Below are 24,452 nucleotides of genomic sequence, written 5' to 3' on the forward strand. Positions count from 1 at the left end.
TAATATTACATTTATTTTACAAAACCGTAACATTAGCAAAAAAACTCCCGAATTATGGTATAAATTTTAATAGGTTATATACGGAAAATGAAAAAAGAAAGCGGTGTAAAAAATAAAATGAAAAAGCTAAAAATGGCATCTTGCGCATTAGTTGCAGGGTTAATGTTTTCAGGGCTAACACCAAATGTATTTGCAGAAGATAAAATTTCTGACGTGAAATCACAAATTAACATACAAAATGATACTTTACATAAACAACAACAAGAACGTGATGAATTACAAAAACAAATGAATGATTTAAACAAAACAATTCAAGGTTTAGATAAGTCTGTTCAAGAGAACGCTACAAAACTTGATGAAACAACGAAAAAAGTTTCTGACACTGAGCAATTAATTGAAAAGAAAAATAAAGATATTGCAGAATTACAAACAAAGATTGCAAAACGTGAAGAGTTATTAAGAAAACGTTTAGTTGCACTACAAGAACAACCGAACACGAACGTTGTAACAGAAGTTCTTGTAAACTCTAAAAACATTGCAGATTTAGTGGATCGTTTCAATTCTATGTCTAAGATTCTTGAGTCTGACGAAGATATCATGAAAACTCAACAAGAAGATCAAACGAACGTGAAAAAAGATGTTGAGACAGTAAAAGAAAAACAAAAAGAATTAAAAGAAGCACAAGCTCAAATTGAAACTGCTAAGAAAGAACTTGACGCTGAAAAAGAGAAAAAAGCAACAGCGGTAAACGATTTAAGCGGTAAAATGGATACAGTTGTAACTACGATGACAAGCACGGAAAGTCAATTGAAAGATCTTGAGAAACAAGCACTGCAATTACAACGTATTGCGGAAGAAGAAGCGCAAGCAAAAGCGGCACAAGAAGCTGCTGCTCAAAAACAAGCAGAACAAGCTGCTAAAGAGGCACAAGCTCAGCCAGCACCAGCACCTGCAGAGCAAGCTGCACCGGCAAACAATGGTGGACAAGCTCAAAAAGAAGAACCTAAAAAAGAAGAGCCTAAAAAAGAAGCACCTAAACAAGAAAAGTCGGCACCAGCACCAGCACCAGCTCCAAATGCGGGTGGCGTAATTGGTAAAGCACAACAATACTTAGGTATGCCTTATGTTTGGGCAAGTGCATCTCCATCAAACGGTGGTTTTGACTGTAGTGGATTCATTTCTTACATCTTTGGTGTAGGACGTCAAGATGTTGCAGGTTACTGGAACTCAGTTTCTAAAGTAAGTAGCCCACAACCTGGAGATTTAGTATTCTTCCAAGGTACTTATAAAGCAGGTCCATCTCACATCGGTATTTATGTTGGGAATGGACAAATGATTCATGCGAGTGATAAAGGGATTGCGTACGGTGATATTAACAGTTCGTACAACCAAAAACATTTCTTAGGATACGGTAGATTCTAGGATTTATAATTGAATAAAAAACGTGTATAAAGTCGATAGCTTACTATTTTATAAGTAGGTTATCGGCTTTTTTGAGTTTTTACGAGATAAAGAGAAGGATTTATAGTAGTGCTGGAGGTGGTTATTGATGATGTTAGCTGGTAGACAGTTATTGTTAGAAGAACTTTCTTCAGATTTGCAGAATAAATTGGATTATTTGAAAAGGAACCGAGAAGTCGTTTGTGTGCAAGGTGTAATTAAGAAATTTTCAAAATATACGTGCCAGCGTTGCGGGAATATGGAGCAGCGACTATTTGCGTCATTTTTATGTAAGAGGTGCAGTAAAGTATGTGCGTATTGTCGTAAGTGTATAACGATGGGCAGGGTAAGTGAATGTACTGTACTTGTTCGCGGTATTGCTGAAATAAGCGGAGAAAATTATTTGAATCCGTTACAGTGGGAAGGCTTTTTGTCTGATGGTCAGGAGTTAGCTGCGCAAAGTGTCGTTGACGCTGTTAAGCAGAAAGAATCATTTTTTATTTGGGCGGTGTGCGGGGCTGGAAAAACAGAAATGTTGTTTCGCGGAATTGCAGAGGCGCTACAAAAGGGAGAGAGAGTTTGTATTGCAACACCGAGAACGGACGTTGTACTTGAATTAGCACCAAGATTACAAGAAGTGTTTCCAAATATAAATGTAGCAGCTTTATACGGAGGGAGTGTAGACCGAGAAAAGGGTGCGGCGTTAATCGTTGCAACTACACATCAATTGTTACGTTATTATAGAGCATTCCATGTCATGATTGTAGATGAGATAGATGCTTTTCCGTATCATGCGGATAAGATGTTGCATTATGCAGTAAACAAAGCGATGAAAGAGGAGGCAGCACGTATTTATTTAACTGCAACTCCAGATGAAAAGTGGAAGCGTAAATTGCGGAATGGTAAGCAAAAAGGGGTTATTATTTCAGGACGTTATCATCGTCATCCATTGCCAGTTCCACTATTTCGATGGTGCGGAAATTGGAAAAAGGGTCTTATGCGTAAAAAAATTCCTCGTGCTTTATTACAATGGTTAAATATGTACTTATCTAAACAATATCCCATTTTTCTATTTGTTCCTCATGTACGATATGTAGAGGAAATTAGCCAGTTATTAAAATCATTAAACAACCAAATTGATGGTGTGCATGCAGAAGATCTGGCGAGAAAAGAGAAGGTAGCAGCTTTCAGGAAGGGAGAGATCCCCTTATTAGTTACAACGACGATTTTGGAACGAGGAGTAACTGTGAAAAATTTACAAGTGGCAGTTTTAGGGGCTGAGGAAGAAATATTTTCAGAAAGTGCTCTCGTTCAAATTGCAGGGCGTGCTGGTAGAAGTTCTGATGAACCACATGGAGATGTCATCTATTTTCATTATGGAAAGACAGAGGCGATGGTGCGCGCGAAAAAACATATTCAAAGTATGAATAAAAATGCTAAAGAACAAGGGTTGATAGATTAATGCATTGTCTGCTTTGTGATGAATATATTTCGTGCGCGATTAGTTGGTACACTTTTTTTGTTAAGCTTCAAAAAAAGTATATATGTGATAGATGTGAACAAAATCTTTCCTATATTATAGGAGAGATTTGCAAGGAGTGTGGTCGACCTTTAGAACTTGTACCAGCTGAATATAAAAACGGAGATATTTGCATGGACTGCATAAGGTGGACGAACGAGCAGAGGTTTCCGTCTCTCATAAATCGTTCGTTGCATGTGTATGATGAAAGGATGAAAGAAATATTAGCACAGTTTAAATTTCGAGGAGATGCTGAATTAGTGCATATTTTCCATCAGTCTTTTCGAAGTCTTTTTCAAAAATATTTTGCGAATGTTTCAGTTGTCATTCCGGTTCCCCTTAGTGAAGAGCGAGAATACGAACGTGGTTTTAATCAAGCTGAGTTATTAGCCTCTTGTTTGCCTGTCAAAATATCTGGTACATCATTAAGAAGAATAGAAACTGAAAAACAAAGTAAGAAGAAGCGTAAAGAAAGGATATCGGGAGTTAATCCTTTTTATTTTCAGGGAGAAGAGATGTTTCATGAGCAACATGTTTTAATCGTGGATGATGTGTATACGACAGGAATTACTGTTAGGCAAATTGGAAGCCTTTTGTATGATCGAGGAGCGAGAGAAGTTTCTTGTTTGACGCTTTGTAGAGGGTAATATGTGAATGTCGAAAGGAGTAATAAAAAGACGACAGGTCTTCTTTGACTTACAGTCTTGTCATTCGTTATAGTCAGAATATGGGGCGAATGCCCTGATTTTAAGAGTGAAGGGAATGGAATGAATATGCAAGGACGAGTAAAATGGTTCAATGCAGAAAAGGGATTTGGGTTTATTGAGCGTGAAGATGGTGACGATGTGTTTGTTCATTTTTCTGCTATTCAACAAGATGGGTATAAGTCGTTAGAAGAAGGTCAACAAGTGGAGTTTGATATTGTTGATGGAGCACGTGGACCACAAGCAGCTAATGTTGTGAAACTGTAAAAATTAAGTTTTTGGAAAAGATAGAGCTGTATTTTTAGCAGCATTATATAGATGGCGAAAGCTCTTGCTCGTAACAAGGGCTTGTTTGTTTTGGAGAAGTTGTCAAAAAGTTGTTTCTTTTCTGTAACCAATTGTCCACAGTTACATTCGTTATTCACGATGTTAATAGGATAAAATAAAGATAGAAACGATGCATCTTTTCATTTCAACAAAAAACGATAAAAAAATCGCAATTCCACTAATTTTTTAAAAAATTAGAAGGAGTTTTTAAGCCAATGTCGAAATTATAGTACATAGGCTTGAAAGGAGGAATTCATCTATGAAATTCAACATTCGTGGTGAAAATATTGAAGTAACTCCAGCATTAAAGGAATATGTAGAGAAAAAACTAAGTAAATTAGAGCGTTATTTTGATACATTCCCAGAGATTAAAGTTAATTTAAAAGTATACTCTGACAAGCAACGTATCGAGGTAACAATTCCATTTACAGATTTATTACTTCGTGCAGAAGAAACAAATAGCGATATGTACGCTGCGATTGATTTAGTGGTTGATAAACTTGAGCGACAAATTCGTAAACATAAAACAAAAGTAAACCGTAAATTACGTGAAAAAGGTTCTGTGAAAACTAACTTTATCCTTCCAGAAGCAGTAGCTGTTCTGGATGCGGTAGAAGAGGATGAATTAGAACTTGTACGTACAAAACGATTCGATTTAAAACCGATGGACGTTGAAGAAGCGATCTTACAAATGGATATGCTAGGACATAATTTCTTCGTCTTCACAAATGCTGATACAAATGAAACTAATGTTGTATATGGTCGTAAAGATGGGAAATATGGTTTAATCGAAACAAAATAATCATTCAAAAGCGTAGCCAAAATGGCTACGCTTTTTTTAGATGTTTTTTACTTCCTTATCTTGTAATGTTGATATGAATTTTAATGGCTAATTCGTAATGAAATTTAGAAGTCATGTTTTGTCACGGTTAATTGTATTACTATTCCAAAAGGATCTCGCACAATGGCATAACCCGGGCTGAAGGAGTTTTTTTCAAAAGGTGTTAAAATATAAACCTCATCATGTTGAATTAGATTGTGATAGAGTGTTTCAATGGTTTGGAAATCTTTAGATTGAATGCATAATGATGAGCTATTACTTAATTGCCAAGGGCGTGTGGAATCCACTGCCTGTTCTGCAATCATAATTTTATTAGTACCAATTTGTAAAACGGAATGGGTAATATAATGTTCTTGGCTTTCTTTATACGTGAAATTCGGATCTATTTCTTTCATTTCTTTATAATTCTTTTTAAATAAAACTTTAGCACCTAAATACTGTTCGTAAAATGTAATTGCTTTAGCACCTTGCCCATTTAATGATAAAAAAGTGATTACTTCAAAGTTCATTGTATTGCCTCCTTCATATATGTTTACACTTATTACTATACAAGTATAAGGTGCCACACATTGGCACCTATAGGGAGAGTTTATGAAAAAAGTTGAACGTTTAAATCAGATGCTACGCTTTATTAATCAAAAACAAACATTCACATTGAAAGATTTAATGGATGAATTTCAAATTTCAAAAAGGACAGCTTTACGTGATATTGCATCTTTAGAGGAAATGGGTGTACCTCTTTTTGCAGAGTATGGTCGGTATGGAGGGTATCGTTTAATAAAAACGATGACATTACCACCGATTTCATTTACAAATCATGAAGTTTTTGCGCTTTATTTTGCAATGCAAGCACTAAGTAGTTTTGTAAGTATTCCCTTTCAAGTCTCGTTTCGTTCCATCAATAAGAAATTTTTAGATAGTGTTTCGTCAAAACAGCGTGAGCAAATTGAAAACTTGCAAAAAAGAGTCTCCTTTTTTCATTTGGAACAAGCACATGAATGTGGTTATCTAGAAGAGATTTTGTTAGCTGCTGTTCAAAATAGGGCTTTAACTATAAACTATGTAACGCCGAAACAAACGACAATGCGCCGTATTCAACCGATTTCGATTTATGCAATGAAAGGTTATTGGTATTGTCAGGCTTACGATTTAGATAAAGCTGCTTATCGAGTGTTTCGCTGTGATCGTATTAGGTCGTCAGAAATAGTAGATGCTCAGGATAGTCTGGATTTGGAAAATATAAATATACATAACGCACATAGTCTTTGGAAAGCAACTGAACAAGCTATTCAATTTAAATGCTCAATTACTGCGAAGGGGATAGAGATATTTAAGCAACAACAATATCCTTCGATGAGATTATGGGAGGAACATGAAGGGACATATTTAATAGGAACTTATGAGCCTGCTGAAATCAACTTTATCATCTCGTATCTAGCTAGTTTTGGTAAAACTATAAAAATAATTGAGCCATCTTCTTTAAAAGAGAACTTAAAAGAATACTACTTAGATTTAATACAAAATTTGTAACGAAGAGAGATTAGTTTGTTGGAACAAATGAAATACAAACTTTTTCTGAATATAGGGCTAGACATTTGGACGATTGTTGTCATAGTTATAAGACAAGTGTTACAATTATCATTAGGTTTATACATTTTAGTTTTTTTAATTAGGAGAAAAATTGGCATAACATATATTTGATTTTTATAACGACTGATTGTAAAGAGAGAAAGAAAAAAGCAATCGGGAGTTTTATTTTAATAAAAAGAGGAGCGTATTCCCTATGATCGGTATTTTAAAAAAGGTGTTCGATGTTAACCAACGCCAAATTAAACGTATGCAGAAGACAGTTGAGCAAATTGATGCATTAGAATCATCTATTAAGCCACTAACTGATGAGCAATTAAAAGGAAAGACGCTTGAATTTAAAGAGCGTTTAACAAAAGGCGAGACAGTAGACGATCTACTTCCTGAAGCTTTTGCGGTTGTTCGTGAAGCAGCAACTCGTGTTCTTGGAATGCGTCCATATGGTGTGCAATTAATGGGTGGTATTGCCTTACATGAAGGGAATATCTCTGAGATGAAAACGGGTGAAGGTAAAACGTTAACGTCTACTTTACCTGTATATTTAAATGCTTTAACAGGAAAAGGCGTTCACGTTGTTACAGTCAATGAATACTTAGCGCAACGTGATGCGAGCGAAATGGGACAACTTCATGAGTTTCTTGGATTAACAGTAGGAATTAACTTAAACAGTATGTCACGCGAAGAGAAACAAGAGGCTTATGCTGCTGATATTACGTATAGCACAAATAACGAGCTTGGATTCGATTACTTACGTGACAACATGGTGTTATATAGAGAGCAGTGCGTTCAGCGTCCACTTCATTTTGCTATTATCGATGAAGTCGATTCTATTCTAGTCGATGAAGCACGTACGCCGCTTATTATTTCTGGACAAGCTCAAAAATCAGCAGAGCTATATATGTTTGCAAATGCATTCGTTCGTACATTAGAAAATGAAAAAGAATATTCATTTGATGTGAAAACGAAAAATGTAATGTTAACAGAAGATGGTATTACGAAAGCTGAGAAAGCTTTCCATATCGATAACTTATTCGATTTAAAACATGTAGCACTTCTTCACCATATTAATCAGGCGCTTCGTGCACACGTTGTTATGCACCTTGATACAGATTATGTTGTACAAGAAGGCGAAATCGTAATTGTAGACCAATTCACTGGTCGTCTTATGAAAGGTCGTCGTTATAGCGAAGGTTTACACCAAGCTATTGAAGCAAAAGAAGGCGTAGAAATTCAAAATGAAAGTATGACACTCGCAACAATTACGTTCCAGAACTATTTCCGTATGTATGAAAAGTTATCTGGTATGACTGGTACAGCGAAAACGGAAGAAGAAGAATTCCGTAATATTTACAATATGAATGTTATCGTAATTCCAACGAACAAAGATATTATTCGTGATGACCGTGCTGATTTAATCTTCAAATCAATGGAAGGCAAATTCAATGCAGTTGTTGAGGATATTGTAAATCGTCATAAACAAGGGCAACCTATTCTTGTTGGTACAGTTGCAATTGAAACGTCAGAGCTTATTTCAAAAATGTTAACACGTAAAGGTGTACGCCATAACATTTTAAACGCGAAAAACCATGCGCGTGAAGCAGATATCATTGCAGAAGCTGGTATGAAAGGTGCTGTAACGATTGCGACGAATATGGCTGGTCGTGGTACGGATATTAAGCTTGGAGACGATATTAAAAACGTTGGTCTAGCAGTTATCGGTACAGAGCGTCATGAAAGCCGTCGTATTGATAATCAGTTACGTGGTCGTGCTGGTCGTCAAGGGGACCCTGGTGTAACGCAGTTCTACTTGTCTATGGAAGATGAACTAATGCGCCGCTTCGGTTCTGATAATATGAAAGCGATGATGGATCGTCTTGGTATGGATGATTCACAGCCGATCGAAAGTAAAATGGTTTCTCGTGCGGTAGAATCTGCACAAAAACGTGTAGAAGGAAATAACTATGATGCACGTAAACAGTTACTGCAGTACGATGATGTACTTCGTCAGCAACGTGAAGTTATTTACAAACAGCGTCAAGAAGTAATGGATTCTGAGAACTTACGCAGTATTATTGAAGGTATGATGAAATCTACGGTAGAACGTGCTGTTGCGCTTCATACACAAGAGGAAATTGAAGAAGATTGGAACATTAAAGGTCTTGTTGACTACTTAAATACAAACCTTCTGCAAGAAGGAGATGTAAAAGAAGAAGAATTACGTCGCCTTGCTCCAGAGGAAATGAGCGAGCCAATTATCGCGAAGTTAATAGAGCGTTACAACGACAAAGAAAAGCTTCTGCCAGAAGAGCAAATGCGTGAGTTCGAAAAAGTTGTTGTATTCCGTGTTGTAGATACGAAATGGACAGAGCATATTGATGCGATGGATCATCTTCGTGAAGGTATTCATTTACGTGCTTACGGTCAAATTGATCCACTTCGTGAGTATCAAATGGAAGGATTCGCAATGTTCGAGTCAATGATTGCTTCTATCGAAGAGGAAATTTCTCGTTACATTATGAAAGCTGAAATTGAACAAAACTTAGAGCGTCAAGAAGTTGCTCAAGGTGAAGCTGTTCATCCATCTAGCGATGGCGAAGAAGCGAAGAAAAAACCGGTTGTAAAAGGTGACCAAATGGGACGCAATGATTTATGTAAATGCGGTAGTGGCAAAAAATATAAAAACTGTTGTGGCATTGGGCAGTAATAGGAAACTATAGTTCAGACTGCTTTGCAAACTTTTACATCAAAAATGTAGGATAAAAAGGATTAAACTCTCTCCGTAATAAGCGGAGAGAGTTTCCCTTGTTTTCATATGAAAGTAACAGCAATTACATAGAGGTGAAGGAAATGGAATTAGTAGAAATTAGGCAAGAATTAGAAAAAATGGCTAAGAGATTAGCGGCTTTTAGGGGGTCTCTTTGACCTTCCTACTAAGGAAAAGCAAATTGCAGAGTTAGAAGAAAAAATGATGAGCGCAGGATTTTGGGATGACCAACAAGGCGCACAAGCTGTAATTAATGAAGCGAATGCGCTGAAAGATATGGTTGGAAGTTTCCGTCAGTTAGATGAGACGTTCGAAAACTTAGAAATGACGCATGAACTGTTAAAAGAAGAGTATGATGAGGATTTACATGAGGAATTAGAGTCAGAAGTGAAAACTTTAATTCAAGAGATGAATGAGTATGAGCTTCAGTTACTGCTAAGCGATCCGTATGATAAAAATAACGCTATTTTAGAATTACACCCAGGTGCAGGTGGAACAGAGTCACAAGACTGGGGTTCTATGTTATTACGTATGTATACACGCTGGGCTGAAAAACGTGGATTTAAAGTAGAAACGGTTGACTACTTACCGGGTGATGAAGCTGGTATTAAGAGTGTTACTTTATTAATTAAAGGTCATAACGCTTACGGTTACTTAAAAGCAGAGAAAGGTGTACATCGTCTTGTACGTATTTCACCGTTCGATTCTTCAGGCCGTCGTCATACATCATTCGTATCTTGTGAAGTTGTACCTGAGTTCAATGATGAAGTTGAAATTGAAGTGCGTACAGAAGACTTGAAAATTGATACGTACCGTGCAAGTGGAGCTGGTGGGCAGCACATTAATACGACAGATTCAGCAGTTCGTATTACGCATACACCGACAAATACGGTTGTAACATGTCAGTCAGAGCGCTCTCAAATTAAAAACCGTGAGCACGCGATGAAAATGTTAAAAGCGAAATTATATCAAAAGAAATTAGAAGAACAACAAGCACAATTAGATGAAATCCGTGGGGAACAAAAAGAAATCGGATGGGGTAGCCAAATCCGTTCTTACGTATTCCACCCGTATTCTCTTGTGAAAGACCACCGTACAAATACAGAGGTGGGTAACGTACAAGCAGTTATGGATGGAGAAATTGATCCATTTATTGATGCGTATTTACGTTCTCGCATTTAATAAGAGAAAAAGCCAACAGGATTGTTGGCACATGCTGAGGTAAAAGAGGGTATAAAGAGGTTTATCTTATTTATATTGATGAAATAATGAGGAAGAGAAGTTGAAAACGACAACTTCTCTTTTTGATGAGATTATATGTAGAATACAACGCTGCATATTGTTTTGTAAAAAGTAGAGAATAGTAAAACAAAGAGGTAATAGAGTAGGACCGTATATGGAATTTTTTTGATTCACTTTGAAGAAAGAGGTTTTTTATAGAACTTTCTAAGGTGTTCACAGAATTGAAACAATTTGTGAAAGCTTTATTTTATTAGGCTTCTCGATATATTTATAAAAAATATGAAATACACCTTAGTTTTTCTATATAAAGATAATGCTTATAATGAATATTGAGTGTGTTATGAGGACTATTGCCTAGTTATGAATGAAAAGAATATCAACAATGGGGAGTGATAGAAGTGAAAAAGAAATTGTTGGCTATTGCGTTAGGAACATCAGTCGTTTTTGCTTTAGGAGCATGTGGAAATAAAGAAGAAAGTAAACCTTCGAAACAATCTGCAAGTACAGATAGTGCAGAACAAATTTTCCAAAGAAGTTGTGCTGGATGTCACGCGAAAGATTTATCAGGGGCAACTGGACCTGATTTAAGAAAAGTAGGTGGTAAGTATGATGCTGCAGATATCGAGGAAATTATTAAAAAAGGACGCGGTTCAATGTCACCAGGACTTATTCAAGGCGAGGACGCGAAAAAAGTAGCTGAATGGTTAGCTGAACATAAATAAGAAACGTAATTAATAAACGAGCTGATTGTATAACTTGACCGAAAAGCGTTTTTGGTTAAGTAATTACATTAGCTCGTTTACCTTTTTTCGGGATGTAACATAACTGTAACAAAATTGTATCCGAACTGGAAACCGATTGATGTTACAATGAGGTTTGTAGAATTTTGATGAAATATATTACATAGAGTAGCATTGCTAATAAAAGCATGAATGGAAGCTACCTTCAACAAGAATGGTCAAGCGAGAATAAGGTTTTCTTTTATTTTCAAATGTACAGAAAAGTATTTCGAAAAAAATCATTAAGTATTGGGTGATAAATAATGATAAAAATGACGAATGTTTATAAGGAGTACCCAAATGGTATGAAAGCCATTGCTGGTCTCACAGTTAACATTAAACAAGGTGAATTCGTATACGTAGTTGGACCGAGTGGAGCCGGAAAATCTACATTTATTAAAATGATGTATCGTGAAGAGAAGCCATCTACAGGATCAATTAATGTAAATGGACTTGTAATTGAAACATTAGCAGAAAGAGATGTTCCATATTTCCGTCGTCAATTAGGCGTAATTTTCCAAGATTTTAAATTGCTACCTAAATTAACGGTATATGAGAATGTTGCGTTTGCTTTAGAGGTAATTGAAGAAGAACCAGATGCGATTCGTGAACGTGTTACAGAAGTGTTGGGTCTTGTAGGTCTAGATGATCGTGCAGATGCACTTCCAAGTGAACTTTCAGGCGGAGAGCAACAACGTGTGGCTATTGCGAGAGCGATTGTAAATAGACCAAAGGTTGTAATTGCCGATGAGCCAACAGGTAACTTAGATATTGAAACGGCTCTTGATATTATGAAGATTTTTAAACGTATTAATGAGCGTGGTACAACGATTGTTATGGCGACACATAACGCAGATATCGTAAATACAATTCGTCATCGCGTAATTGCAATTGAAGGCGGAAAAATTGTTCGAGACGAGATTGAGGGAGGATACGGATATGAAGGCTAAGACCCTTAGTCGACATTTGCGAGAAGGTGTAAAAAATCTATCCCGTAACGGATGGATGACATTTGCTTCTGTAAGTGCAGTAACAGTTACATTATTACTTGTAGGTGTCTTTTTAACAGCGATTATGAATATGAACCATTTTGCGACGAAAGTAGAGCAAGATGTAGAAATTCGTGTGCATATTGATCCAGCAGCAAAAGAAGCTGATCAAAAGAAATTAGAAGAAGATATGAGTAAAATTGCGAAAGTAGATTCTATTAAATATTCTTCTAAAGAAGAAGAGTTGAAACGTTTAATTAAAAGCTTAGGCGATAGTGGAAAAACGTTCGAATTATTTGAGCAAGATAACCCACTGAAAGATGTATTTGTTGTAAAGGCGAAAGAACCAACAGATACGGCAACAATTGCGAAAAAGATTGAGAAAATGCAGTTTGTAAGTAATGTTCAATACGGTAAAGGTCAAGTTGAAAAATTATTTGATACTGTAAAAACTGGTCGTAACATCGGGATTGCGTTAATTGCTGGTCTTCTATTCACAGCGATGTTCTTAATCTCTAATACAATTAAAATTACAATTTATGCTCGTAGTACTGAGATTGAAATTATGAAACTTGTTGGTGCAACAAACTGGTTTATTCGTTGGCCGTTCTTGTTAGAGGGATTATTCCTAGGAGTATTAGGATCAATTATTCCAATTGGCCTAATTTTAGTTATATATAATTCATTGCAAGGTGTGTTTAATGAAAAACTTGGCGGAACAATTTTCGAGCTTCTACCATACAACCCATTCGTATTCCAATTAGCTGGTTTATTAGTGTTAATCGGTGCATTAATCGGTATGTGGGGAAGTGTAATGTCAATTCGTCGCTTCTTAAAAGTATAAAAAGTTGCAAACATAATTCGTACAAGCTTATCATATAGTAGAAATAGGTAAAGGCATCACACATCGTGTGATGCCTTTTGCTACACCACCTGTGTGTTCTGGAAAGGGGAATTCCGCATTGAAACGTAGAGTTGCAATTATTGGAATGGTTGTTGCATTTTTAATTGGTGCTGGCGGGATGTTTGGTGGTATGTACTGGTTTGGGATAAACCCAGCGTATGTAACGCAAACAGTATCGAATGGTAATGCTGGCACAGCGCAAGGGAATTTGGCAAAAATTAATGAGGCGTATGCACTAATTGATTCACGTTATGTGGAAGACGTGAAAGACGACAAGTTAGTCGAAGGTGCAATACAAGGCATGTTGTCTACGCTGAAGGACCCTTATTCCACGTATATGGATAAAGAAACGGCAAAACAGTTTAGCCAATCACTAGATCCTGAACTTGAAGGGATTGGAGCTGAAGTGAACAAAACGGACGGTAAGCTTATTATCGTATCGCCAATTAAAGGTTCACCAGCAGAAAAGATAGGAATTAAACCAAATGACCAAATTTTATCTGTAGATGGAAATAGTGTGAAAGATTTATCACGTGAAGAAGCAGTATTGAAAATTCGTGGTAAAAAAGGAACGACTGTTGCAATTGAAATTAAGCGCGCAGGAGTGGCTGATCCGATTGTATTTAAAATTAAGCGTGAAAAGATTCCAATCTTCACTGTATTTAGTTCTGTAAAGCAAGAGAGCGGAAAAGATATCGGTTATATGCAAATTACTTCTTTTGCTGAAAATACTGCGAAAGAATTTAAGGATCAGTTAAAAGAATTAGAGAAGAAACATATAGCAGGCTTAGTTATTGACGTACGTGGTAATCCTGGTGGCTATTTAAATAGTGTAGAAGACATACTAGGAGACATCATGACAGATAAAAAGCCAATGTTGCAAGTAGAACAGCGAAATGGTGAGAAGAAGAAATTCTCTACGGAACTGAAAGAAAGAAAGTCATATCCAATTTCAGTATTAATTGATAATGGAAGTGCTTCTGCTTCAGAGATTTTAGCGGGCGCGCTGAAAGAGGGAGAAGGATACGACTTAATTGGTGAAAAAACGTTTGGTAAAGGTACTGTCCAACAAGCTGTTCCATTTAAAGATGGCAGCAACATTAAATTAACAATGTTTAAATGGTTAACACCGGACGGTAATTGGATTCATAAAAAAGGAATCGCGCCAACTGTAGAAGTGAAGCAACCAGATTATTATCACGCGACACCAATTCAAATTGAAAAGACACTTTCGTACAATTCAAATGATGTGCAAGTAAAACACGCGCAAGAAATGCTTAAGAGCTTAGGATATGTACCAGGCCGTGAAGATGGATACTTTAGCAAAGAGACAGAATCAGCACTGAAAGCATTCCAAAATACAAATGAGATGGAAGCGACAGGACAACTTGATAAAAAGACAGCTGAAGCAATTCAAAATAAAATCATTGAAAAAATCCGTTCTGGAGAAAACGATTTACAATTACAAACGGCATTGAAATTAATAGCGAAATAAGAAAGAATACAGGCACTTTGATGCCTGTATTTTTTTATGTGTTAAATATGATAAGATAAAAAGAAAGAATGATATAAATGGTGGTGAATGAATTCGTGGAGGCATGGCTTTTTGAAATACTACGAGCAGTTGGACGTTTTTTCTTACACCCTGCTGTCTATGTATTTTTAATTAGTAGTATCTTCGTTGGATACTTACGTATATTAAGAGAACGAAAAGATTTTTCTTTTAAAGTATATGATATTTGGTTTGAACTGCGAACAACTCTATTTGCAGGTATTAAGTACGGATTAATCGTATCTATTATTACGGTTGGGCTCGGGCTCGTCGTTTCAAAAGCGAGTTTATGGGCAATTTTACTTTGGACGTTATTATTTGGATTAACTGCTATGTATCGATATTTATCTGTAGCTTATACGTTCGGTATCGCTATTGCATTCGTGTTGTTATCGTCTAAGATACCAGTTTCCTTCTTACAGCTTGGAGAAGGTGAAGAGGGTACGATTGTATCCCTTGCTATTTTACTAGGCGTTATGCTCGTTGTAGAGGGTTTATTAATCTCTAAAAATGCAGTGCGATATTCTACGCCGAAAATTAAAAAAGGTAAGCGTGGGCTACGAATTGGGCTACATGAATCAAATCGTTTATGGCTTGTACCAGTATTTATTCTTATACCAGGAGACGCGGTGACAGGATTTATTCCTTGGTGGCCTGTCGTTTCAATAGGCTCAACTACATACTCTTTATTCCTCGTTCCATTTTTAATTGGATTTATGAGAACGATTAGAAGTTATGAGCCAACGGAAGCTTTATTATTTACAGGAAGACGTGTATATGGACTAGCAGGACTCGTGCTCGTTTTAGGAATCGCAAGTTATTGGTGGCACGTACTCGCGATAATCGCGATGGGAGTTGCAATGCTTGGGCGTTTCACAATTTCAATGCAAGAGAAAATTACGGATGAGACAAGACCAGCATACTTTGCCGCACGTAATGATGGGCTCGTTGTGCTAGATACAATTCCGAATACAATTGGGGCAGAGATGAATTTAAAGCCTGGAGAAGTTATTACGAAAGTAAATGGAGTCATTCCAAGAAGTACAGAAGAGTTTTATGATGCGCTTCAAACGAAGACAACAGGAGCATTTTGTAAATTAGAAGTATTAGATACAAATGGAGAGCTTCGTCTTGCTCAAACGGCATTATACGCTGGGGGCCATCACGAATTAGGTGTTGTGTTTATTCAGCAGGAGCATGAGTGGGATTCAGAAGCTATATAATAAAATGAGGGTGTCACCATTAGGTGACACCCTTTTCTTTTGGTTTAGATGGGATAGGTAGTAAATGAAATTTATATTAGCGATTATTAAAATATATCGACTTTCCGGCAAAAAACGACAACTATCGCGCTAATCTTATTTTTAGTTTCATAGACGGATAACTTGAAAAAATATTTGATAATGGTTATCATTTAGGGAGTCTTTTAATTTGGAAAAGGGAGGGGAAATATGCTACGTAAATTTTTTTCTTACTATAAACCGTACAAAGGTTTATTTATACTCGATTTTTCTTGCGCAGTTATCGCAGGATTACTGGAACTTGGTTTCCCGCTTATCGTAAATCAATTTATTGATAAGTTATTACCAGGACAAAACTGGACACTTATTTTATGGGCTTGTTTCGGTTTATTCGCAGTTTATGTGTTAAATGCAGGTTTGCAATACGTCGTTACATATTGGGGACATATGCTTGGCGTTAACATTGAAACTGATATGAGACAGAAATTATTTGATCACATTCAAAAGCTATCATTCAGATTTTTTGATAATAATAAAACAGGTCATTTAATTTCACGTCTTACAAACGATTTAATGGAAATTGGAGAAATTGCTCACCATGGGCCAGAAGATTTATTCATTGCTGTTATGACTTTAGTTGGAGCATTTTCATTTATGATGATGATCAACTGGAAATTGGCACTTCTAACATTCTTCGTGATTCCATTCTTATTATGGTTGGCACTTTATTTCAATAAAAAAATGACAGGTACGTTTAGACGTTTATTCTCAGACGTTGCTGATTTCAATGCATGTATTGAGAACAACGTTGGTGGTATTCGCGTTGTACAAGCATTCGGAAATGAAAAATTTGAGAAAGAACAGTTTGGTGTTAACAACGCCCGTTTCCGTACTACGAAGTTAATGGCGTATAAAATTATGGCGTTAAATTCTTCGATTAGTTATATGTTGATGCGTCTTGTAACACTCTTTGTATTAATATGTGGTACATGGTTTGTTCTGCAAGGTGAATTAACGTACGGTGGATTTATTGGATTCGTTTTATTAACGAATATTTTCTTCCGCCCAATTGAAAAAATTAATGCGGTTATTGAAAGTTATCCGAAAGGAATCGCTGGTTTTAAAAGGTATGTAGAACTTCTTGAAACAGAGCCTGATATTGTGGATTCTAAAGATGCGATAGAAGTAAAGCATGTACACGGTGATATTCAATATAACAACATTACGTTCGGATATGAAAATAAAGAACCGATTTTAAATGATATTAGTTTGAAAATACACGCAGGTGAAACAGTTGCCTTCGTAGGGCCATCAGGGGCAGGGAAAACAACACTATGTAGTTTATTACCACGTTTTTATGAACAATCATCTGGATCGATTCAAATTGATGGCATTGATACGAAAGAGATGACGTTGTCGTCACTTCGTAAGCAAATTGGAATTGTGCAGCAAGATGTTTTCTTATTCTCAGGAACAATTCGTGAAAATATCGCTTACGGAAACTTAAAAGCCTCAGAAGCTGATATTTGGCAGGCGGTAAAACGTGCCCAGTTGGAGGACTTAATTTACTCGCAACCAGAGGGCTTAGATACAGTTATCGGTGAACGTGGTGTAAAACTTTCAGGAGGACAAAAGCAACGCTTAGCAATTGCTCGCATGTTCTTGAAAAACCCACCGATTTTAATTTTAGATGAAGCAACTTCTGCGCTAGATACAGAGACGGAACTTGCTATCCAAAAATCACTTGCAGAATTAGCTGTTGGCCGTACAACATTAGTTATCGCTCACAGACTTGCAACTATTAAAAATGCAGATCGTATCGTCGTTGTAAATAAAGATGGTATTGCAGAACAAGGTTCGCATGAGGAACTAATTGAGCAAGGCGGAGGGTATAGCCGATTATACGAAGCTCAGTTTAGTTTGTAAAGATAATTTCTGCTGAATTAGTGCACCATAAGTAAGTGAAAATCTTATATGGGAGGCTATAAAGCATGATTGTAACAACAACTTCTACAATCCAAGGGAAAGAAATTATTGATTATATCGATATCGTCAATGGGGAAGCAATTATGGGGGCGAATATCGTTCGTGACCTGTTTGCTTCTGTTCGCGACGTTGTCGGTGGTCGTGCTGGCGCTTATGAAAGCAAATTAAAAGAAGCGCGCGATATTGCAATGGAAGAGATGAAAACTCTTGCAAGACAAAAAAATGCGAACGCAATTGTTGGTATCGACGTGGATTACGAAGTCGTTCGCGAAGGGATGCTAATGGTTGCGGTGAGCGGGACTGCTGTCCGTATATAAAGTGAAACTTTAATCAGTGGGGGTTTTGTTCATCCCCCACTGATTATTAGCCCTCACCAATCGGGCGTTTACGGGCAGCCCGACTCCCACAAATAGCGGGATAAAGTAAAAAGCCGTGCTGATGCACGGCTTTTTGTTGTTATTGTGTCTAACATGATAGGTAGGACGATATTCTATGTCGAAGCCTCGATATTTCTTGGGAAATGTGGAAGGTCCCGTCGATATATGGGGAAGACATTAGAGTGCTTCTTTACACTGCTGAATTCGAACTAATAATTTTTCGTATTCTTGTTCGAGAAATGTGATGTCATCATGCTGATTTGGGATAGAAATCCGGCTGATGATTTCTGTTAATTTTGTTTGTAATCGTAATAATTCTTGTTCAGTAACGTTTACAGAAGCTTGGGTGGTTCTTTTTGTGTATTGCTCGTAATTGCCGTGGAATATTCTTGGTTCGCTCTCATCTACTTGTAGAATATGGTTTGCAACAGAACGAATAAAGGCACGGTCATGGCTAATGAAAAGTATTGTGCCAGGATACTCCTGTAACATGCTTTCTAATTCTTCTTGTGTTGCTAAGTCTAAATAGTTCGTCGGCTCGTCGAGTAGCAGCATATTATAATTCCCTAAAAATACTTTTGCGAGTGCAACCTTCATTCGTTCCCCACCACTTAAGACGTGCACAGGTTTATGAACATCTTCACGGCGGAAAAGGAGCCTTGCAAGTATTGTTCGAACGAACGATTCAGTATAGTTCGTTTCTTCTAGAACATTTTCTAAAATTGTTTTACCTGTGTTTAAAATAGATAATGTTTGTTCAAAGTATCCGATTTTACAACTCTTTGAAAGTTGGATGCCGCGCTCATTTGCAAGAAGCATGTTGAACAAAGTTGTTTTTCCACTTCCGTTTGCTCCTACAATAGCAAGCTTTGCACCAGGGGCGATTGTCCCGTTCATATTTTTAAATAGTGTGCGGTGGCATATTTTCTTCGTTGTGTTATTAAACTGTACAATCGCTTTACTATGAATGGGTGTATGATATTGCACATCAAACTGAGCTTGAGAAAAATCTTTCGGTTTTTCTTTCTTTTCCAATTTTTCAAGACGTGTCTCTAACGCTTTCGCTGCTTTGCTAACATTTTCTTGACCGTGTGCACCACTTAATTTATAAAGTTTAGATTCAGATGAACTGAACCGCGTTGGGACTTTTGTCATGCTAGAAGCACGTTGCTTTCTTTGTAAAATTGATTGCTCTAAACGATTTTTTTCGTTTACATATTGCTCATATTCCGCTTGTTTTTGTATTCGCTCACGTTCTTTTTGTTTTCGATAGTTTGAATAATTCCCTTTATATTCTTGAATAGTACCATCTTCAATTTCGATGATTTTTGTACATATGGCATTTAGGAAATCACGATCATGTGATATTAAAACTAGTGCACCTTTATAAGATAAAAGTGCCTTTTCTAATTGCTCTGTACCGAGCATATCTAAGTGACTTGTTGGTTCATCAGCAAATAGAATGCCTGCATCTTGTTCGAGGGCATGGGCAATCTTTAGGCGCATTCGTTCCCCGCCGCTCATTGAGTCAGCAACGTTTGAAATACTCCATTTTCCTTTTGCAAGAGAAGAAGCGATTTCCGGTATTTCTTCGCTAAGCTGAGGAATGATGGCGATAGAACTATGATGAGTTACTATGCCTTTGTCAGCTTCTATTTCTTTACTTAATATTTGTAATAATGTAGATTTTCCAGCTCCGTTGACTCCGACAATTCCTATACGATCCTGCGCTTGAATTTCCAGTGATGGTAACGTAAATAGGGTGCGATCCCCAAAGCTCTTTTCAATATTACGTGCGAATAAAATAGTCATAAAAAAACCTCCCTAGTTTCACTAGAGAGGATAAACGTCGCCCTTGCATGTAAAAAATCGTACATAAATAAACGATTTTTTTACATGATCGTTTCGAAAGAAAGTATCGACAAATGGACAGACTAATCCTCTGCTAGTTTTCATCATTTTTGTTCACTATTTGTGATGGATGAAATAAATAAGAGAATTAGAACTTCATTGGTCAAAGTACCTTCCTTTCATAATGTTATTTTTATTGTATGCGCATACAAATGGATTTGTCAAACTTATTTCTGTTTGCTATTTTTGAATTTATTATTATACAATTGTGCTTTTGCTAGTGCCTCAGCATCGTTCTTGATTTCATCTAGTCCATTCGCATCCCCAATAATATACCCTTCAAATGATGAACCAACAAAATCAAAGATATATTGAAACTGGGCGATAAGCGGCAATGCTTTCAGTTTCGGATTGTCTCCGCCAACGATGACAACGTACATTTTTTTACCTTTCATTTTCTCTTTGAAATGAAGAGATGTATTACGTAAGCTTTGTGACCAGCGATCAACGAAGTTTTTCATATGGCCGCTCATTCCGTACCAGTATAACGGTGTAGCGAAGATAATCGTGTCGTGCTCTAGCATACGCTCGATTAACTGCTCGTAGTCATCGTTTACAGGTTGGAATCCTTCTGCATCATGACGTTGATCTGTAATTGGATGGACTGTATGGTCGCGCAAGTAAATTTGTTCTGTTTCAATTCCATCAATCATCATATGTGTTAAAGCTTCTGTATTTCCGTTTTGTCTGGAACTGCCGTGTATAACAAACATGTCATCATCCCTTTTCTTTTGCTTGTTTTAGGAGTGAAACGTGTTTTTGCAAATTCGTTTGAATGCTGGAAAGTAATGAGATTTGTCTTGTTACTTCATTGAGTTTATCTTCATAAAGTGCAAGGATACTGCTGCAAGGATTTTCGTACAGGTGTGGTTCAATTTCAAGGCAGCGCATCATTTTTGTCGTCTCTTCTAAATTTAAGCCAAGCTGTAAGTACATTTGAATAAGCTTTACTTTTTCAATGGCACTTTCGTCGAAATCACGATAGCCGTTTGTGAGGCGATTTGAAGGGAGCAATCCCTTTTCTTCATAATGTCTTAGTGATCTTTCGCTAACGCCAGTTTCTTTTGATAACTCTCCGATTCGCAATGTGTTTCACTCCTTTTACATGTATTGTAAACCTTCACACTAATGTGAAGGTCAATGTTGTTTTTTCGCAAAAGAATCTACATAATGTAAAAATACTTGAATGGCTTTAGATGGAATGAAATATTTGCCGCGCACGATGGAGAATGGCCGGATTAGTTGTTCATTTGGAACTTCGACGTGGAATAGCTCTTTTGCCAGTAGCTCTTTCCGTACAGTCCAATCAGAAAGGATAGCGATGCCAAGCCCGGCAGCGACGGCTTCCTTTACGCTTTGTATACTACTGAATGTAAAGAATCGCTTCATTTTTAAATGGTGTTGATGAATAAAGCGGTCACTATAAGCACGTGTCCCAGAGCCACTCTCTCTTAATACCCATACTTGGTCTTGGAGAGTAGCTTCGTTTATATCCTTGGTGTGAAGTAATGGATGGCTTGGAGGGACGACGAGCTTCATTTCATCTTGCATAAACGTTTCAACGTCTACATCGGCGTATACGACTTGGCCTTCTACTAAGCCGATATCAATTTGATTAGAGCGAAGGCTTTGCAAAACTTCTTCCGTATTGGAGATAAAGGTATGAACTTCGACGTGTGGATTTTCATTGGCAAAGCGTGCAAGTATTTTTGGAAGTAAGTATTCGCCAATTGTAAAACTAGCACCGATGCGAAGTGTTCCTGTTACAACGTTATGCAGCTCGTTAATTTCCTGTTTTGCATCTTCATAAAGTGAAAGCATTTGCTTTGCGTGTATGTATAATATGTTTCCAGCTTCCGTAACTTGGACGTGCTTGGGGGAGCGCTGAATAAGTGTAGTTCCAAATTCATTTTCCAAGTTGCGAATGTGCATGCTTACGCCAGGTTGTGAAAGGTTTAATAGTTCCGCAGCACGCGAAAAATGTTTTTGTTCAACGACAGTAACAAAGATTTTCAAAATGTCGACGTTCATTTGTTAGGCCCCTTTATTTTTGTTTTTATTTTATCATAAGTATTTCTGATGATAGAGATTCAATATTGATATTAAACTTATTATAAAAACTCTCTTATAATGTAACTAGAAAGAACATGCATGTTCCAATATGATTATTGGGGTGGTACAAAGTGGAACAAACACTTGTTATACAAAAGAAGAAGAGCTTTGGATTTTCGCAAGGTATTGGGATTACGTTATTAATCGCCATTGTCGCGAAATATTTAGCAGAGCTTCCATTTTTAAATATTATGGGACAATTAGTAATCGCTATTCTAATCGGGATGGTTTGGCGCGCGGCAATCGGGATTCCTCAAGAAGCGATAGCGGGAACGAACTTTGCGAGTAAGAAGTTGCTTCGCTTTGGGATCATCTTACTTGGAATGCGGTTGAATCTTGTAGATATTGCAAAGGCGGGACCGAAAGTATTGGTCATCGCTGCAGTTGTTATTACATTTACAATTTTCGTTGTATATGGACTAACGAAAGTATTTAAAGTAGAGAAGAAATTAGGGATTTTAACGGCGTGTGGGACAGCGATTTGCGGTGCTGCTGCGGTCGTGGCAATTGCACCACAAGTGAAAGCAAAGGACGATGAAACGGCGGTTGGCGCCGCAATCATTGCTATTTTAGGTACGATATTTACGCTTGTTTATACGTTATTATATCCAGTGCTTGGCTTATCTCCGTACGGTTACGGTGTATTCTCGGGAGCGACGCTGCATGAAATTGCTCACGTTATTGCGGCTGCAGCGCCAGGCGGTAGCACGGCTGTAGACATCGCAGTTATTGTGAAATTAACGCGCGTAGCGATGCTTGTGCCAGTAGCAATTTTAATCGGATTATGGTTTGGCAAGAGCGAGGGAAGCAAAGAAAAAAGATCGTGGCGCGACCTTCCAATTCCTTGGTTCATCTTCGGATTTTTAGCGATGAGTGCGGTTCATTCGCTTGGAATTATCCCGGAAGTTGTTGCGGGATACATCGTTGTTCTTGCTTACATGCTTATCGCAATGGCGATGGCGGGGCTTGGTTTAAATGTAGAGTTTAAAACGTTCCGTAAATTAGGAAGCAAAGCATTTGTGGCAGGGCTGATTGGCTCGATTTGCCTATCGGTACTTGGGTACGTTCTTGTATATGCATTGGGCTTCATGTAATAGCGAAGAAGGAGGCATCTCTTTAGATGCCTCCTTCTTTTTCGTGTTGCAGTAAATCCAGCATAGTAGATAATTCCCTTTCCACATCAGTAAATCGCTTTTCATTCATAAGCTGGATTACTTTCTGAGTTCGTCTAAAGCGAAATGGGCGCACGACTTGTATGATGAGAGATAAAGTTTCTTTTTCGAGTTTAGAGAGAGGTCGTTCCTTCATATAAGCGGATAAAAATTCGTAAAAGCACTCATCTTTATCATCACCCATAAGTTCATATGCTAAAAAAATTCCTTCTCCGGCAAGGTGGTTAATAAACACCTCATTTCCAGCAATATTGAAGTCAATTAGGGATTGGAATGCACCATTATCGTCTAACAAAATATTGTTTGGAGAGAGGTCACCTTGTACAGCTCCTTTTGGGAGTTCGCTCCATACTTTATATAATTGTTTGCGTTTTTCATTAAAAACTGTGAAAACTTCATCTACTAATGTTTGATTGATTACACTTTCTTGTAAACATTTTTTTAAGTTATTTGCTTCTAATTCTATATCATCATATATTCCTGGTTCGTCGGAAGTATTTCCACCAAACATTCCCCAATATGTACCGTAATCGAAATGGATATGGTGTTTTTCGGACACCGCATGTGTTGTACCTAACAGTCTTCCTAACGTGTGTAATAGCGATTTAGTTACTTCTTGATCTTCCATCTCTCTTCCTGGCAGCCATTCTTCCACCGTAATAGGAAAGGGAATTTCAAATGAATGAGCAGGTAAGTAATAGTGTCCACCAGCTGTTTGGAATCGCTTTGATACTGGTATGCCATTTTTAATAAAAGCATGGCAAAGTTCCCCTTGTGTTTGAAGCCCTTCTATTGTTGTGAAAGAGTCTCTATAAAGCCGGATTAATAGTTTATATGTAGTTGTAGAACATGCGATAAGTATATCTTTATCTTTTGAAAAACGTGTGACTTCGTAGTGAAATGGCTCGTGTATATGGAATTCTTGTAAAATACGTTGGATTGTAGTGTTTTCAAACATAATAGTTTCCTCTGATAAAAGGTGCTTGAATGTATATTTCCATACTG

The 24,452-nt window shown here is 37.2% G+C and carries 21 protein-coding genes and 1 pseudogene; 16 read left to right on the plus strand and 6 right to left on the minus strand.

The window, feature by feature from the left end; all coding sequences use genetic code 11:
• Nucleotides 1–2 precede the first annotated feature (2 nt).
• The 5 genes and pseudogenes from CDB3_RS24620 (at nt 3) to hpf (ending at nt 4,792) form a co-directional block, all read left to right on the plus strand.
• A pseudogene (locus CDB3_RS24620) lies at nt 3–1,422 on the plus strand (coiled-coil domain-containing protein).
• A gap of 130 nt (nt 1,423–1,552) precedes the next feature.
• Complete coding sequence (gene comFA / locus CDB3_RS24625) at nt 1,553–2,902, plus strand: ATP-dependent helicase ComFA (RefSeq protein WP_128856453.1); 1,350 nt, start codon at nt 1,553–1,555, stop codon at nt 2,900–2,902.
• A complete protein-coding gene (locus CDB3_RS24630) occupies nt 2,902–3,606 on the plus strand; it encodes a ComFC family protein (protein WP_128856289.1) in 705 nt (234 codons plus the stop codon). Before comFA ends, CDB3_RS24630 begins: the two co-directional genes overlap by 1 nt.
• 126 nt (nt 3,607–3,732) lie before the next feature.
• Complete coding sequence (gene cspC, locus CDB3_RS24635) at nt 3,733–3,930, plus strand: cold shock protein CspC (protein ID WP_001990088.1); 198 nt, start codon at nt 3,733–3,735, stop codon at nt 3,928–3,930.
• 319 nt (nt 3,931–4,249) lie between these two features.
• On the plus strand, nt 4,250–4,792 hold the full coding sequence (gene hpf, locus CDB3_RS24640; protein WP_000671183.1) for a ribosome hibernation-promoting factor, HPF/YfiA family: 543 nt from the start codon (nt 4,250–4,252) through the stop codon (nt 4,790–4,792).
• A 104-nt stretch (nt 4,793–4,896) separates the two neighbouring features.
• Here the strand turns inward: hpf and CDB3_RS24645 are convergent, their stop codons facing one another.
• Nucleotides 4,897–5,340, minus strand: coding sequence for a VOC family protein (locus tag CDB3_RS24645; RefSeq protein WP_128856290.1), 444 nt, complete (start codon nt 5,338–5,340; stop codon nt 4,897–4,899).
• An 82-nt stretch (nt 5,341–5,422) separates the two neighbouring features.
• Here CDB3_RS24645 and CDB3_RS24650 point away from each other — a divergent pair, with 82 nt between their 5' ends.
• From CDB3_RS24650 to CDB3_RS24695, 10 genes are all read left to right on the plus strand, one after another.
• Nucleotides 5,423–6,361 carry a helix-turn-helix transcriptional regulator gene (locus CDB3_RS24650; RefSeq protein ID WP_128856291.1) on the plus strand — a complete coding sequence of 313 codons (939 nt, stop codon included), beginning with the start codon at nt 5,423–5,425 and terminating at the stop codon, nt 6,359–6,361.
• 253 nt (nt 6,362–6,614) lie between these two features.
• The gene (gene secA / locus CDB3_RS24655) at nt 6,615–9,122 is read left to right on the plus strand and encodes a preprotein translocase subunit SecA (RefSeq protein ID WP_128856292.1); all 2,508 of its coding nucleotides are present in this window, start codon (nt 6,615–6,617) and stop codon (nt 9,120–9,122) included.
• Between the two features lie 143 nt (nt 9,123–9,265).
• A protein-coding gene (gene prfB / locus CDB3_RS24660) for a peptide chain release factor 2 (protein ID WP_128856293.1) occupies nt 9,266–10,364 on the plus strand; the annotation gives its coding sequence in 2 pieces (ribosomal slippage) (nt 9,266–9,337 and nt 9,339–10,364; 1,098 coding nt in all).
• Between the two features lie 458 nt (nt 10,365–10,822).
• Nucleotides 10,823–11,146, plus strand: coding sequence for a cytochrome c551 (gene cccB, locus CDB3_RS24665; RefSeq protein ID WP_097904135.1), 324 nt, complete (start codon nt 10,823–10,825; stop codon nt 11,144–11,146).
• A 320-nt stretch (nt 11,147–11,466) separates the two neighbouring features.
• Entirely contained in the window at nt 11,467–12,153 is a 687-nt protein-coding gene (ftsE, locus tag CDB3_RS24670; protein ID WP_097832366.1) for a cell division ATP-binding protein FtsE, read from the plus strand.
• Nucleotides 12,143–13,036, plus strand: coding sequence for a permease-like cell division protein FtsX (ftsX, locus tag CDB3_RS24675; RefSeq protein ID WP_097832365.1), 894 nt, complete (start codon nt 12,143–12,145; stop codon nt 13,034–13,036). The genes ftsE and ftsX overlap by 11 nt, the downstream gene beginning before the upstream one ends.
• 118 nt (nt 13,037–13,154) lie before the next feature.
• Nucleotides 13,155–14,591 carry a S41 family peptidase gene (locus CDB3_RS24680; protein WP_483861151.1) on the plus strand — a complete coding sequence of 479 codons (1,437 nt, stop codon included), beginning with the start codon at nt 13,155–13,157 and terminating at the stop codon, nt 14,589–14,591.
• A 95-nt stretch (nt 14,592–14,686) separates the two neighbouring features.
• Entirely contained in the window at nt 14,687–15,871 is a 1,185-nt protein-coding gene (locus CDB3_RS24685) for a PDZ domain-containing protein (RefSeq protein WP_179139754.1), read from the plus strand.
• A 228-nt stretch (nt 15,872–16,099) separates the two neighbouring features.
• The gene (locus tag CDB3_RS24690) at nt 16,100–17,815 is read left to right on the plus strand and encodes an ABC transporter ATP-binding protein (RefSeq protein ID WP_128856295.1); all 1,716 of its coding nucleotides are present in this window, start codon (nt 16,100–16,102) and stop codon (nt 17,813–17,815) included.
• 65 nt (nt 17,816–17,880) lie between these two features.
• Entirely contained in the window at nt 17,881–18,192 is a 312-nt protein-coding gene (locus CDB3_RS24695; RefSeq protein ID WP_002112849.1) for a YbjQ family protein, read from the plus strand.
• 237 nt (nt 18,193–18,429) lie between these two features.
• Here the strand turns inward: CDB3_RS24695 and abc-f are convergent, their stop codons facing one another.
• The 4 genes from abc-f to CDB3_RS24720 all read right to left on the minus strand — a co-directional run bounded on the left by abc-f (nt 18,430) and on the right by CDB3_RS24720 (nt 22,194).
• Entirely contained in the window at nt 18,430–20,064 is a 1,635-nt protein-coding gene (abc-f, locus tag CDB3_RS24705) for a ribosomal protection-like ABC-F family protein (protein WP_128856296.1), read from the minus strand.
• Nucleotides 20,065–20,330: 266 nt separating this feature from the next.
• Complete coding sequence (locus tag CDB3_RS24710; protein ID WP_128856297.1) at nt 20,331–20,876, minus strand: flavodoxin family protein; 546 nt, start codon at nt 20,874–20,876, stop codon at nt 20,331–20,333.
• 4 nt (nt 20,877–20,880) lie between these two features.
• Complete coding sequence (locus CDB3_RS24715; protein ID WP_128856298.1) at nt 20,881–21,249, minus strand: MerR family transcriptional regulator; 369 nt, start codon at nt 21,247–21,249, stop codon at nt 20,881–20,883.
• 51 nt (nt 21,250–21,300) lie between these two features.
• A complete protein-coding gene (locus CDB3_RS24720; protein WP_128856299.1) occupies nt 21,301–22,194 on the minus strand; it encodes a LysR family transcriptional regulator in 894 nt (297 codons plus the stop codon).
• 152 nt (nt 22,195–22,346) lie between these two features.
• Between CDB3_RS24720 and CDB3_RS24725 the strand changes: the two genes are divergently transcribed.
• The gene (locus CDB3_RS24725; protein WP_128856300.1) at nt 22,347–23,369 is read left to right on the plus strand and encodes a YeiH family protein; all 1,023 of its coding nucleotides are present in this window, start codon (nt 22,347–22,349) and stop codon (nt 23,367–23,369) included.
• Nucleotides 23,370–23,391: 22 nt separating this feature from the next.
• On the opposite strand, the gene CDB3_RS24730 is transcribed toward CDB3_RS24725, so the two are convergent.
• Entirely contained in the window at nt 23,392–24,405 is a 1,014-nt protein-coding gene (locus CDB3_RS24730; protein WP_128856301.1) for a phosphotransferase enzyme family protein, read from the minus strand.
• Between the last annotated feature and the right edge of the window lie 47 nt (nt 24,406–24,452).

The sequence above is a fragment of the Bacillus sp. CDB3 genome, assembly GCF_002081505.1.
In the GTDB taxonomy this organism is placed as follows: Bacteria; Bacillota; Bacilli; order Bacillales; family Bacillaceae_G; genus Bacillus_A; species Bacillus_A cereus_AT.

Bases quoted from the DNA above. Each gene is read 5' to 3' on its own strand.
- CDB3_RS24710 (WP_128856297.1), bottom strand. From the start codon at position 20,876: ATGTTTGTTATACACGGCAGTTCCAGACAAAACGGAAATACAGAAGCT.
- CDB3_RS24650 (WP_128856291.1), top strand. From the start codon at position 5,423: ATGAAAAAAGTTGAACGTTTAAATCAGATGCTACGCTTTATTAATCAA.
- CDB3_RS24695 (WP_002112849.1), top strand. From the start codon at position 17,881: ATGATTGTAACAACAACTTCTACAATCCAAGGGAAAGAAATTATTGAT.
- cspC (WP_001990088.1), top strand. From the start codon at position 3,733: ATGCAAGGACGAGTAAAATGGTTCAATGCAGAAAAGGGATTTGGGTTT.
- abc-f (WP_128856296.1), bottom strand. From the start codon at position 20,064: ATGACTATTTTATTCGCACGTAATATTGAAAAGAGCTTTGGGGATCGC.
- CDB3_RS24720 (WP_128856299.1), bottom strand. From the start codon at position 22,194: ATGAACGTCGACATTTTGAAAATCTTTGTTACTGTCGTTGAACAAAAA.
- hpf (WP_000671183.1), top strand. From the start codon at position 4,250: ATGAAATTCAACATTCGTGGTGAAAATATTGAAGTAACTCCAGCATTA.
- comFA (WP_128856453.1), top strand. From the start codon at position 1,553: ATGTTAGCTGGTAGACAGTTATTGTTAGAAGAACTTTCTTCAGATTTG.
- ftsX (WP_097832365.1), top strand. From the start codon at position 12,143: ATGAAGGCTAAGACCCTTAGTCGACATTTGCGAGAAGGTGTAAAAAAT.
- CDB3_RS24645 (WP_128856290.1), bottom strand. From the start codon at position 5,340: ATGAACTTTGAAGTAATCACTTTTTTATCATTAAATGGGCAAGGTGCT.
- ftsE (WP_097832366.1), top strand. From the start codon at position 11,467: ATGATAAAAATGACGAATGTTTATAAGGAGTACCCAAATGGTATGAAA.
- secA (WP_128856292.1), top strand. From the start codon at position 6,615: ATGATCGGTATTTTAAAAAAGGTGTTCGATGTTAACCAACGCCAAATT.
- CDB3_RS24730 (WP_128856301.1), bottom strand. From the start codon at position 24,405: ATGTTTGAAAACACTACAATCCAACGTATTTTACAAGAATTCCATATA.
- CDB3_RS24630 (WP_128856289.1), top strand. From the start codon at position 2,902: ATGCATTGTCTGCTTTGTGATGAATATATTTCGTGCGCGATTAGTTGG.
- CDB3_RS24690 (WP_128856295.1), top strand. From the start codon at position 16,100: ATGCTACGTAAATTTTTTTCTTACTATAAACCGTACAAAGGTTTATTT.